Annotated in this window: 13 protein-coding genes; 5 read left to right on the plus strand and 8 right to left on the minus strand. The window is 30.3% G+C overall.

The window, feature by feature from the left end:
* Positions 1–34: 34 nt before the first annotated feature.
* From BM549_RS05185 to BM549_RS05195, 3 genes are read left to right on the plus strand one after another with little or no spacing between them, the layout of a single operon-like run.
* Complete coding sequence (locus BM549_RS05185; protein ID WP_290469302.1) at positions 35–1420, plus strand: DNA recombination protein RmuC; 1386 nt, start codon at positions 35–37, stop codon at positions 1418–1420.
* Positions 1421–1447: 27 nt separating this feature from the next.
* The gene (locus BM549_RS05190; RefSeq protein WP_290469303.1) at positions 1448–1804 is read left to right on the plus strand and encodes a 6-phosphogluconate dehydrogenase; all 357 of its coding nucleotides are present in this window, start codon (positions 1448–1450) and stop codon (positions 1802–1804) included.
* A gap of 4 nt (positions 1805–1808) precedes the next feature.
* Complete coding sequence (locus BM549_RS05195; protein WP_290469304.1) at positions 1809–2363, plus strand: acyl-CoA thioesterase; 555 nt, start codon at positions 1809–1811, stop codon at positions 2361–2363.
* Positions 2364–2415: 52 nt separating this feature from the next.
* On the opposite strand, the gene BM549_RS05200 is transcribed toward BM549_RS05195, so the two are convergent.
* The 3 genes from BM549_RS05200 to rpmH form a co-directional block, all read right to left on the minus strand.
* Positions 2416–3039 (minus strand): T9SS type A sorting domain-containing protein, encoded by a 624-nt coding sequence (locus BM549_RS05200; protein ID WP_290469305.1) that lies wholly within the window; start codon positions 3037–3039, stop codon positions 2416–2418.
* Positions 3040–3164: 125 nt separating this feature from the next.
* Entirely contained in the window at positions 3165–6017 is a 2853-nt protein-coding gene (carB, locus tag BM549_RS05205) for a carbamoyl-phosphate synthase large subunit (RefSeq protein WP_290469306.1), read from the minus strand.
* A 101-nt stretch (positions 6018–6118) separates the two neighbouring features.
* On the minus strand, positions 6119–6280 hold the full coding sequence (gene rpmH, locus BM549_RS05210) for a 50S ribosomal protein L34 (RefSeq protein ID WP_013870629.1): 162 nt from the start codon (positions 6278–6280) through the stop codon (positions 6119–6121).
* A gap of 289 nt (positions 6281–6569) precedes the next feature.
* On the opposite strand from rpmH, the gene BM549_RS05215 reads away from it, so the two are divergent.
* A complete protein-coding gene (locus BM549_RS05215) occupies positions 6570–7154 on the plus strand; it encodes a DUF2892 domain-containing protein (protein WP_290469307.1) in 585 nt (194 codons plus the stop codon).
* 54 nt (positions 7155–7208) lie between these two features.
* Here the strand turns inward: BM549_RS05215 and BM549_RS05220 are convergent, their stop codons facing one another.
* The 4 genes from BM549_RS05220 to BM549_RS05235 are packed head-to-tail and all read right to left on the minus strand — an operon-like array spanning position 7209 to position 10739.
* Complete coding sequence (locus BM549_RS05220; protein ID WP_290469308.1) at positions 7209–7595, minus strand: sulfite exporter TauE/SafE family protein; 387 nt, start codon at positions 7593–7595, stop codon at positions 7209–7211.
* A gap of 37 nt (positions 7596–7632) precedes the next feature.
* On the minus strand, positions 7633–9093 hold the full coding sequence (gene cls / locus BM549_RS05225) for a cardiolipin synthase (RefSeq protein ID WP_290469309.1): 1461 nt from the start codon (positions 9091–9093) through the stop codon (positions 7633–7635).
* Positions 9094–10023 carry a lytic transglycosylase domain-containing protein gene (locus BM549_RS05230; RefSeq protein ID WP_290469454.1) on the minus strand — a complete coding sequence of 310 codons (930 nt, stop codon included), beginning with the start codon at positions 10021–10023 and terminating at the stop codon, positions 9094–9096.
* A gap of 53 nt (positions 10024–10076) precedes the next feature.
* Positions 10077–10739 (minus strand): alpha/beta hydrolase, encoded by a 663-nt coding sequence (locus BM549_RS05235; protein WP_290469310.1) that lies wholly within the window; start codon positions 10737–10739, stop codon positions 10077–10079.
* 122 nt (positions 10740–10861) lie between these two features.
* On the opposite strand from BM549_RS05235, the gene BM549_RS05240 reads away from it, so the two are divergent.
* Positions 10862–11158 (plus strand): N-acetyltransferase, encoded by a 297-nt coding sequence (locus BM549_RS05240; protein ID WP_290469311.1) that lies wholly within the window; start codon positions 10862–10864, stop codon positions 11156–11158.
* A 37-nt stretch (positions 11159–11195) separates the two neighbouring features.
* Here BM549_RS05240 and mtaB read toward each other — a convergent pair whose 3' ends face one another.
* Positions 11196–12518: a tRNA (N(6)-L-threonylcarbamoyladenosine(37)-C(2))-methylthiotransferase MtaB gene (gene mtaB, locus BM549_RS05245; RefSeq protein ID WP_290469312.1), complete on the minus strand. Its 1323-nt coding sequence runs from the start codon at positions 12516–12518 to the stop codon at positions 11196–11198.
* Positions 12519–12595: the final 77 nt, after the last annotated feature.

The raw sequence follows: 12595 nt of genomic DNA on the forward strand, positions 1-12595 counted from the left end.
AAAAATTATCTTTGATAAAATTCAAATTAAATAAATGAACGACAACATCATCCTCATTATTGCCATATTAATTGCAGCTGCCATTGGTGCTTATTTAGGTATGCTATTTACTAAACTAAAAAGTAAAAGTGAAAAAAGTACTTTAGAAGAACGAAATGCCAATTTACAGCAACAGTTTAATGATTTTAAACAGTTTTCGGAAACTGAAAACCAAAAACAAAATCAGAATTTTGAAAATAAAATAGAAGAGTTAAAAACATCGCTTTCTAAAATTGAAACCGAACGTGAAGAAATTAGACGTGAAAAAGATTTTTTAAGTACTGAGTTAACGAGAAGAAATTCAGAATACGAAAATCTTCAAAAGCTTAATTTAAAAAGAGATGAAGAGTTAGAAGAACGCCAAAAGCAACTGCGTACAGATTTTGAAAATTTAGCAAATAAAATTCTAGATGCTAAATCTGAAAAATTTACACTTCAAAATAAAGAAAACATAAAAAATATATTAAATCCGCTACAAGAGAAAATTCAAATTTTTGAAAAGAAAGTAGACGATACACACAAGGAAAACTTCGGTTTACATTCTGCTTTAAAAACCCAGTTAGAAGGTTTAAAAGAGCTTAACCAACAAATGACAAAAGAAGCCACAAACCTTACAAAAGCCTTAAAAGGAGATAATAAAATGCAAGGTAATTGGGGAGAACTTGTTCTTGAGCGTGTGCTAGAAAAATCTGGCTTAGAAAAAGACAGAGAATACTATGTACAGCAAAGTTTTACACGAGAAGATGGCACAAGAGTACTGCCAGATGTTGTGTTACATTTACCTAACAATAAACGCATGATTATAGATAGTAAAGTATCTTTAATTGATTACGAGCGTTTTGTAAATGCCGAAATGGAAGATAGAACTCAACATTTAAAAGCACACATAAACTCTATTAAAAAACATGTAGAGCAGCTTTCTGCTAAAAATTATCAAGATTTGTATGATATAGATTCTCCAGATTTTGTATTGCTTTTTATCCCAATAGAACCTGCATTTGCAATTGCAATAAACGAAGATAACTCACTTTACAATAAAGCCTTCGAGCGTAATATTGTTATTGTAACACCTTCTACTCTACTAGCTACTTTACGAACTATTGATACCATGTGGAATAACGAAAAGCAGCAACAAAATGCCATAGAAATTGCGCGTCAAGCAGGAGCTTTATACGATAAGTTTGAAGGATTAGTATCTGATTTGACTGGTGTTGGAAAAAAAATAGATGCTGCAAAAACAGATTATACTGCTGCTATGAATAAATTAGTAGATGGTCGTGGAAATCTAATTAGAAGTGTCGAAAAAATTAAAAAATTAGGAGCAAAAGCAAAAAAGTCTTTACCAGAAGCATTTATTAAACGTGCAACAGACCAAGAATAAAAACTAACTTACTCTAATATATATTTTATGAAATTTTTAATTAAAACCTTTATCGTTATATTACTACTAATAGCTGGCTATTTTGCCTTTGTCTATTTTGTAACTTACAGTGAAGGCGTTAGAGCTGGAGAATTAGTTAAGTTTAGTAAAAAAGGTGTATTGTTTAAAACCTGGGAAGGCGAAATTAGCCAAGGTGTTAGTGAAGCACAAATATTTAAATTCTCGGTTGAAGATGGAGAAACACAAGTAATTGAAGGTTTAAACAAATACCAAGGTCGTTTAGTAAAGTTAAGTTATTTTGAACGTTATAAAACCTTATTTTGGCTAGGAGACACACACTATTTTGTAACTAAAGTAGAACTTAATACACCAGAAAACCCATAAAATTATGCCTAATTATAAAACCGTAGATAGTTCACGCATCACCATATCTGAATTAATGTTACCATCACATTCAAATTTTAGTGGTAAAATTCATGGAGGTTATATTTTAGGCTTAATGGATCAAATTGCATTTGCTTGTGCGAGTAAACACTCTAAAATGTATTGTGTAACAGCATCTGTTGATACTGTAGATTTTTTAAACCCAATAGAAGTTGGCGAGTTAGTTACCATGAAAGCTTCTGTAAATTATGTTGGTAGAACCTCTATGGTTGTTGGTATTCGTGTTGAAGCAGAAAATATACAAACAGGCATTATAAAACATTGTAATTCTTCATATTTTACAATGGTTGCCAAAGATAAAGACGGAAAATCTATGGAAGTTCCTGGTCTTATTTTAAATGATAAAAGTGAAGTAAAACGTTATTTAAAAGCCTTAAAGCGTATTGAAACTAAAAAGGCAAGACAAGCAGAATTTGACCACCAAGATTTTTCTCATCAAGATTATTTAGAACAATTAAGAGATTATAAAGTTAAAATTGAATTACCTGATAATTTTTAAATAAAAAAAGAGCTTTAAATTTAAAGCTCTTTTTTTTATTGTATTTTTTAAACTAGAGTTTTACAAAACGCTTAGTTAATTTTACATCTTGGTTTTGTGATGCTAATCGTACCAAATACATACCACTTTTCCATTTAGAAATATCTATTGTAGTTTGTAAACCACTTAAATTTTCATTTAATACTCTTTTACCAAGAACATCAAAAACTTCCAAACTTAAGCTTTCATCACTTAAAGTGGGAATATTAATATTCATTTCATTATTTCCTGGATTTGGAAAAATTGAAAACTTTGTTGGTGAATCAAATTGTTGAGTTCCTAAAGAGCCTTCAGAAACAACTGTTATTGTTCCAAACATATTTGTTGAGTGTGGTTGACAAACAAAATCTGTTGTACCAACACTTGTAAAAGTATGAGAAAAATTTACGCCTGGTGTACTAGTTGGAGCTCCACTGTTAAAGGTTTCGGTTCCTCCTGTAGAAGCAACATTGTGAGTACCCGAAGCATACCAATTCCACTCTACCGTATCTCCTACTTCTATAGTTCTATTTGTATTTGCATTTCCTGATGCAGTTGGATTTGATCCAAAACTCCAATCTATAGTGATTGTTTCGACTTGTGCAGATAAGCTTAATGATAAACTTATGCATAAAATAAAGAGTAATTTTTTCATCATAATAAGTAGATTTATTTAAAAGTACAAAAAAAATCGACACTCATAGAAAAAAACAAATAAAAAAAGAGGTACAGATTAAAAAATAAAAACCTGTACCCCAATAATTTATAATTAAAAATAAAATATTACTTACTCAAATACATCTTACGTCTTGAGTATAAATTGTAAAATTCATCGTCTTTTAAATCATCAATAAATAAGATGCTTTCTCCAGTACTCTTCATTTCTGGACCTAGCTTTTTATTTACATTATGAAACTTATTGAAAGAAAATACTGGTTGCTTAATAGCATAACCGTTTAACTTTGGATTAAAGTTAAAATCTGTAACCTTCTTCTCACCTAGCATCACTTTAGTTGCGTAGTTTACATAAGGTTCTCCATAAGCTTTTGCTATAAACGGAACCGTTCTTGAGGCTCTTGGATTGGCTTCAATTATATAAACCTTATCATCTTTAACAGCAAACTGTATGTTTATTAAACCTACTGTATTTAATGCTAAAGCAATTTTTTTAGTATGATCTTTAATTTGTTGCATTACTAAATCTCCTAAGTTAAAAGGAGGTAGTAAAGAGTTACTATCACCAGAGTGAATACCACAAGGCTCAATATGCTCCATAATACCAATTATATACACATTTTCACCATCGCAAATAGCATCTGCTTCAGCTTCTATTGCACCATCTAGATAATGATCTAAAAGTAATTGGTTTCCTGGCATACGACTTAACAAGTCTACTACATGCTTTTCAAGTTCTTCTTTATTAATAACAATCTTCATACCTTGACCTCCAAGTACGTAAGATGGTCTAACTAATATTGGAAAATCTAAAACATCTGCAATTGCAGAAGCTTCGTCTGCTGTTGTAGCTATATCAAATTCTGGATAAGGAATTTCTAATTCTTTTAATAACGTAGAAAAACGACCTCTATCTTCGGCTAAATCTAAAGCTTCAAAACTAGTTCCTAATATTTTTACACCATAACGCTCTAGCTTTTCGGCTAATTTTAAAGCCGTTTGTCCACCAAGTTGTACTATAACACCTTCTGGCTTTTCGTGTTTAATAATATCGTAAATATGTTCCCAGAATACTGGTTCGAAATATAATTTATCTGCTGTATCAAAATCTGTAGAAACTGTTTCTGGATTACAGTTAATCATGATGGTTTCATAACCGCATTCTGCTGCAGCTAAAACACCGTGAACACAACAATAATCGAACTCGATACCTTGACCAATACGGTTTGGACCAGAACCTAAAACTATTACTTTTTTCTTGTCTGTAACTATACTTTCGTTATCTGCTTGACGTACACCATCTGCTGTTTCAACATCGTTTTCAAATGTTGAGTAATAGTAAGGTGTTTTTGCTTCAAACTCTGCTGCACAAGTATCTACTAATTTATAAACACGGTTAATATTTAATTCTTCTCGCTTATTATAAACTTCACTTTCAAGACAACCTAGCATGTGTGCTATTTGTCTATCTCCATATCCTTTTTGTTTCGCTTCAAGTAATAAATCCTTTTGTATAGTATCTATTGTAAAGGTTGAGATTTCTTTTTCAATGAAATATAACTCTTCATATTGCTTTAAAAACCACATATCAATTTTAGTGATTTCATGAATACGACTTAATGGAATTCCCATTTGTATAGCATCATATATAGCAAATACACGATCCCAACTTGCATGCGTTAATTTATCTATAATTTGGTCGTAATTTTTATAACCTTTACCATCTGCACCTAAACCATTACGCTTAATTTCAAGCGATTGTGTTGCTTTGTGTAAGGCTTCTTGGAAACTACGCCCAATTCCCATAACTTCTCCAACAGATTTCATTTGTAAACCTAAAGTTCTGTCTGATCCTTCAAATTTATCAAAATTCCAACGTGGTATTTTTACAATTACATAATCTAAAGTTGGCTCGAATAAAGCAGATGTAGATTTTGTTATTTGGTTTTCAAGTTCATCTAAATGATAACCTAAAGCTAATTTAGCAGCTACTTTTGCAATTGGGTAACCTGTTGCTTTACTTGCTAATGCAGATGAACGTGATACACGAGGATTAATCTCGATAGCAATAATGTCTTCATTTTCATCTGGGCTTACAGCAAATTGTACGTTACAACCACCTGCAAAATCTCCAATATTGCGCATCATATGTATTGCCATATCACGCATTTTTTGGTATGTTTTATCACTTAATGTCATTGCAGGTGCGACAGTAATAGAGTCTCCTGTATGAATTCCAATAGGATCCATATTTTCAATAGCACAAATAATAACAACATTGTCGTTAGAGTCTCTAAGAAGCTCTAACTCATATTCTTTCCAGCCAATTAAGGCTTTATCAATCATGACTTCATGGATTGGAGAAATCTCTAAACCACGCGTTAAAAGTTCATCAAAATCTTCTTCTTTATAAACAAAAGAAGCTCCAGCTCCACCTAAAGTAAATGAGGCTCTAATAATTAATGGGAAACCAAACTCTTGTGCAATTTCTTTACCTTTTAAATACGAAGTTGCTGTTGCTTGTGGTGCCATTGGGATACCAATATCAAGCATTAATTCTCTAAACTTCTCTCTATCTTCGGTAATATTTATGGCATCGATATTAACACCAATAATTTCTACATCAAAATCTTTCCAGATGCCTTTTTCATCTGCTTCAATACACAAATTAAGTGCAGTTTGTCCTCCCATAGTAGGTAAAACAGCATCAATTTGTGGATGTTTTTTAAGTATTTCTATTAAAGATTTTGTAGTTAAAGGCAATAAGTAAACATGATCTGCCATACTTGGATCTGTCATGATTGTTGCTGGATTAGAATTGATTAGTATTGTTTCAATTCCATCTTCTCTTAGTGAACGTAATGCTTGTGTTCCAGAGTAATCAAACTCACAAGCTTGACCAATAACAATAGGACCTGAACCTATAATTAGTATTGATTTTAATTTAGAATTTTTTGGCATTTTAATAGTTGAATTGTGTGGTGCAAAAATAGTAAAACTTGAATATAAAAAAAGGCGTTACACCTAAGTAACGCCTCCAAAATATTAACAATTGTTAATCATTATTTCTTATGTCTAGTTTCAGATGAAACAGATAATTTCTTTCTTCCTTTAGCACGACGACGCGCTAATACCTTTCTACCGTTAGCAGAAGCCATTCTTTCTCTAAAACCATGTTTATTTCTTCTCTTTCTCTTTGATGGCTGAAACGTTCTTTTTGGCATTGTCTTATGTTTTAAATCTGAATTGTAATTATTTTTATGTTTTAGTCTTCTCTAAAACTGAGCGCAAATATACAACGACTTTTTAATTTCACAAACCTTATTTAAAAAATATTTTACTAAGTTTTAAATTTAGCTCGAAATTAAAGCTATTTATAATAAAATTAGGCTAACCGAAAGTACAAAACAGATTTTTAACACAGTTTATTTAAGAAAAATTGAGTTTCTTTGCAGTCTAATTTAACAAACTAAATGCCTATTTACGTTAGGTGGTAATTAAAAATAATATAAAATGTATAATAAAGTATTTAAATTAATAATAGCTGGTTTAATTTTAGCAACTGCAGTTTGGCAGTTTATAGAAGGTAACATTGGAAATGGTATTATGCTTATTTTCTTAGCCTTAATTTTTGTGTTTTTATATTTTAAAAATGAAATGATTTTATTGGCTTTTTTAAAGTTAAGAAAACAAGATTTTCCAGGAGCACAAAAATGGTTAAATAAAATTTCTAATCCTGAAGCTGCGTTAGTTACTAAACAACAAGGTTATTATAATTATTTACAAGGTATTATGGTATCTCAAACCGATATGAATAAAGCTGAAAAGTTTTTTAAAAAAGCGGTTGCTCTTGGCTTAAATATGGACCAGGATATGGCAATGGCAAAACTAAACTTAGCAGGAATTGCTTTCTCTAAACGAAGAAAACAAGAAGCAACAATACTTATTAATGAAGCTCAAAAACTAGACAAGCAAGGTATGCTTAAGGAGCAAATTAAAGAAATGAAAGCTAATATGAAACGTGCACAAGGCGCTCCAAACCAACATTTTGGTCAAGGTGGAAGTATGCGTGCTCAACGTAGAGCTTCAAGAAGATAATAAGGAATTCTAGTAAAGAAAAAAGGCTCACAAATGTGAGCCTTTTTTATGCCTTTATTTACTAAAAAACATTTTTATAGCAACTAATATAAGTAAAATACTAAAGATTTTTTTTAATAAAGATTCACTTATTGAAATGGCTAATTTTGTACCAAAGTAACCACCTAAAACAAAACACACTGCAATAATTAATGCATATTTAAAATTTATAGGGTTTTCTCCTGTTTTATGATAAGTATAAGCTGCTAAAAAGGTAACAGGTACTGCCAAAACAGCTAAACTAGTACCTTGTGCCTGATGCTGTGTATAACCAAGAGCAAACACCATTAATGGTACCATAATTACGCCACCACCAACACCAAACATACCACTAAATAAACCTGCTAAAAGTCCAACAACTATTAATATTAATATTATTTGTAAATCCATTTTTACTTTCATTGATTTTAGTTTTGCAACAGTATTAGTGTTTTGTAACTTATAATAATGGTGCCCATAATTTGCAAAAAGCTTCTTTTAATTTTTCAAGATTAGACCTATTTTGCCATTCTTGTGGGTTCATTTCTTCAGCATTTTTTAAATCTTCAAAAAATATCGATTTTAATTCTTTACTTGTTTGTTTGTGGTAGATAACGGCATTAATTTCAAAATTAATATTAAAACTTCTATAATCTGTATTTGCTGTACCAATGGTAGAAAAAATATCGTCTATTACCATGGTTTTAGCATGTATGAAACCTTTAGTATAGCGATATACTCTTATGTTAGCATTAAATAAACGTTGTAAATAAGAATTTGTGGCGTATTTAGCTATTTTAGAGTCACTTTCGTCTGGAATTAATATTCTTACATCTATACCACTTCTAGAGGCTATTTGTAAAGCCATAATAATTTCATCATTTGGTATAAAATACGGTGTAGTTAAATATATATAATCGTCTGCAGATGAGATTGCGCTAAACATAGCATCCATAATATTTGCCCAATCTGTATCTGGGCCACTTGCTGCTATTTGTACGGCAACATCATCTTCACAAGGTTTATTAGGAAAATAGTCTTTAGAAATGTTTTTAATTTTAGAATTTGATACAAATTGCCAATTGGTTAAAAATTGAACTTGCAGTGTAACAACTGCCTCACCTTCTAGCCTAATACTTGTGTCTCTCCAATAAAAATCTCTTTCGGCTTTGTTTACATAATTATCTGATATATTTATACCACCAAGGTAACCAATAACACCATCTATTACAGCAATTTTTCTATGGTTACGATAATTCATTCTTCCAGTAAATTTTGGAAACATTACTGGCATAAAAGAATAAAATTCTACTCCGCTATCTTTTAACTTTCGTTTCATTTGGCGCGAAATATCTGCTCCAACATCATCTACACTTAGCCTAACTTCTAATCCTTCTTTAGCTTTATCACATAATATATTTAAAAGCTCTGTCCCTATAGTATCGTCTTTAATTATATAATACTCTATATGCAAATGGTGCTTTGCTTTTTTTAAATCTTCAAAAAGGCGTTTAAATTTTACTTCTCCATTTTTTAGTATTTCTACTTGATTACATCGTGTTAAAGGTGCTTTATCGCTTTTTTGAAGCAATCTTACAAGCCTAATTTTATCGCTTAAAAAATTATCTTCTAACTCGTCTAATTCTTGTTTAGTTTTTTCTAAATCTTCGTTTAATTCTTTTATTATACTTTGGTTTAAAATGTTTTTTCTATTAAACATTTTATTTTTTCTATACTCTTGCCCAAAAAAGTAATAAACTAGTAAGCCTAAAAAAGGAAAAAACACTAACGCAATTATGTAGGTTAGTGTTTTTGTAGGGTTTATGTTTCTAAATAAAATTGTAATTACTGCAGAGATTGCAAGGAGATAATTAACTCCTATTAAAATTACAAACCAATTGTTTTTTATAAATGTTATCATTTATGGTTGTGTAGTATAATAACCTTTTTCAGGAATTTCTATATAATACTGTTTTCTTGAAGCATTATTAAGTTTATTTTCTCTCAACCAAGGATTATGAATTTTTAATATTTTGTAATTTATATCGAATTTTTTGGCGAATGAAGCAAAGTCTGAAACTGCGGTATCTACAGCAACCTTATATGTTGGAATATTTGAATATAAATCTTTACTTCTAAAATTAAAACCATATTTAGTAGGGTTAGATAAAATTTCTTTTAAAGCTATAATTCTAAATACATAACGTCCTGTTTCTTCGCCCAAAAGTAAATCGTAATAATTATTTACTTGTTGAGCTTCTAATCGTCTTGAAATACCATAATTCCCAGCATTATAAGCTGCTGCTGCATTTGTCCACGAACCCAAACGTTCTTTAGATTTTTTTAAATAATCGCAAGCTACTTGAGTTGCCATTTCTAAATTGTAACGTTCATCTACATTACTATTTACTTCTAATCCATTTTCTTTACCAGTAGCTTTCATAATTTGCCAAAAACCACTTGCTCCTGCAGGAGATTTAGCATTTGTTAAACCACTTTCTATTACTGCTAGGTATTTAAAATCGTCTGGTATACCGTTTTTTGCTAAAATAGGCTCTATAATAGGAAAGTACTTTTGGGCGCGTTTAAACATTAATAAACCATTAGATTGCCAATAGGTATTTACTAAAAGTTCTTTATCCATACGTTCTAAAATATCTGGATTTTCTAATGGTACAGGTTCGCCAGCAAAATCTAAGTAATCTGGAACTTGTAGTGCATAAACATTATAATCGTTAATTATTTTTTTTTGAAGGTTTTCATCTGTTGGAGCTTCTTGAAAAGCATTAATAAATAGTGCTGCTAAGCATAATAAACCTATTCCTGCTAATACTTTTTGAATATTTTTCATCATCATTTTCTTTTTTTATAAAATTAAAATAATTTACTTAATTACAGTTAATATTATTCTAAAATTAATTTAGGTAAATTCTTGTTAAACCACTTATACTTATCAATAATCATTATATGTGTTCCGTTTTTTATTGTAATACATTCACCTAAATATTGATGCGGGAAAACAATATCTTTATCTCCATGAATATGTATTGCTTGTTCCATTACTTTGTCTTGATTCCAGTTAATTATTTGCTCTATAGACCAATCTAGATAATACTTATCGTTAACCGATAGGTATTTTTTATAAAGTTCTATTCTTCTTTTAATTAAATTTCCAAAAGCAAATTTTGCTAATAAATCTAAATTTCCAGCTAATTGTGTTGGTAGTAATTTATAGGCTTTTGTTGCTTTTAAAACTTTAAACCGTTTTGGTAATTCGTGTTTAGTTTTCACACTAGATACTACAAAAAGTTTTCTCACTTTTATATGTTTACTCATCTCTTGAACTAAAATACCTCCAAATGACACACCTAATAACACTACATCTTTATGTTTAATTTTTTGGGTCATACGTAAAGCATAATCACTAAGCGTTTCGTTTTTAAAAGGAATTTCCCAGGATAAAGCATGTAACTTAAATATATTCTCGTCTAATGAAAGATTATCAAAAATTGATGGATTTGCTGCCATTCCTGGCATTAAATAAACATGTATTACTTCTTGAATCATAAGGTTTTAACAATAAATAGAAACTTAATAACGTTTAATTGTCGTACTTTTGTAATGTGTAAAGCTATAAAATAGTTGGCACTATTTTTGAATCCCTTAGAATAAATTAAAACCCATAAATTATGATTGATGCTGCCGAGCTAGTTGACAATGAATTTCAACGTCAATTTGAGATTAAGACCGAAGATCATTTTGCTAAAATTGAATATTCTCTTCAAGAACGAAAAATTTTTTTAACAAAGCTTATAATTCCTGAAGCAATAAGTGATGAAAATTTTACGAGTGATTTTTTAAAAGTTGTATTTCAACATATTGAGGAGCGTAATTTAAGTATTGTTCCTACCAGTCCAGAAATTGCAAAGTTTATAAGACGCAATAGACAGTATAAAAAATTACTTCCTGTTGGTTTAAGAATTTAATTAAAAAAAAGCCGAAACAAATGTTTCGGCTTTTTTTTTATGCTAATACATTTTCAAATTCAAAACGCACTAAACCATCATCATCAATCTTGGTTAAATTAACTTGATGTATTGTATTTACTAATTCTGGATTCCAAGGCGCTTTTACCTTTACGTAGTTTTCTGTAAAACCGTGTATATAACCTTCTTTATTTTCACCTTCAAATAACACACTTCGTGAAGTTCCTATTTGTTTTTCGTAGTAAGCACGACGCTTTTTAGCACTTAAGCCACGTAACATTTTACTTCGCTTGCTTCTTATATTTTTTGGCACGACGTTTTTAAAACTTGCTGCCTCTGTATTATCTCTTTCAGAGTATGTAAACACATGTAAATAAGAAATATCTAAAGTGTTTAAAAAATTATAAGTTTCTAAAAAGTGCTCATCTGTTTCTCCTGGAAAACCAACAATAACATCTACTCCAATACATGCATGTGGCATAACCTCTTTAATTTTTGCAACACGATCTACATACAATTCTCGCATGTAACGGCGTTTCATTAATTTTAAAATATCGTTATGACCGCTTTGTAAAGGAATATGAAAATGTGGTACAAATGCTCTAGATTTACTTACCACTTCTATGGTTTCGTTTTTTAATAAATTTGGCTCTATAGACGAGATACGTAAACGCTCTATTCCTTCTACTTTATCTAAAGCTTCTACGAGCTCTAAAAAGGTATGCTCGTGTTTTTTATTTCCAAATTCACCTTTACCATAATCACCAATATTTACACCAGTTAGTACTATTTCTTTTATACCTTTTGCTGAAATTTCTTTAGCATTATTAAGTACATTGTCTAACTCATCACTTCTTGAAATTCCTCTTGCTAATGGAATAGTACAGTATGTACATTTATAATCACAGCCATCTTGTACTTTTAAAAACGCTCGCGTTCTATCGCCTATTGAGTAACTACCAACATAAAAATCTGCATCATTAATATCACAAGAGTGTACTTCTCCAAAATCGTTTTTTGTAAGATCGTTAAGGTAATCTGTAATTTTAAATTTTTCGGTTGCGCCTAATACCAAATCTACACCATTAACATCTGCTAATTCTTCTGGTTTTAATTGCGCATAACAACCAACTGCTGCCACAAAAGCTTCAGGATTTGCTTTTTGAGCTTGTTTTACTATAGTTTTAAAACGTTTGTCGGCATTTTCTGTAACAGAACATGTGTTAATAACATAAATATCTGCCGTTTCATTAAATTCAACACGGCTAAATCCTTCTTCTTTAAAACTTCTAGCAATAGTAGATGTTTCAGAAAAATTTAGCTTACAGCCTAAAGTGTAAAATGCGACTTTTTTATTCATTTTATAGTTTTATCTTTTCCTTACAGAAAGAAATCTCATTATATTTACCAATTAACTCTCTTTTAAAAGGAAGCGCA

The organism is Lacinutrix sp. MedPE-SW, assembly GCF_001874145.1.
Taxonomy (GTDB): domain Bacteria; phylum Bacteroidota; class Bacteroidia; order Flavobacteriales; family Flavobacteriaceae; genus Lacinutrix.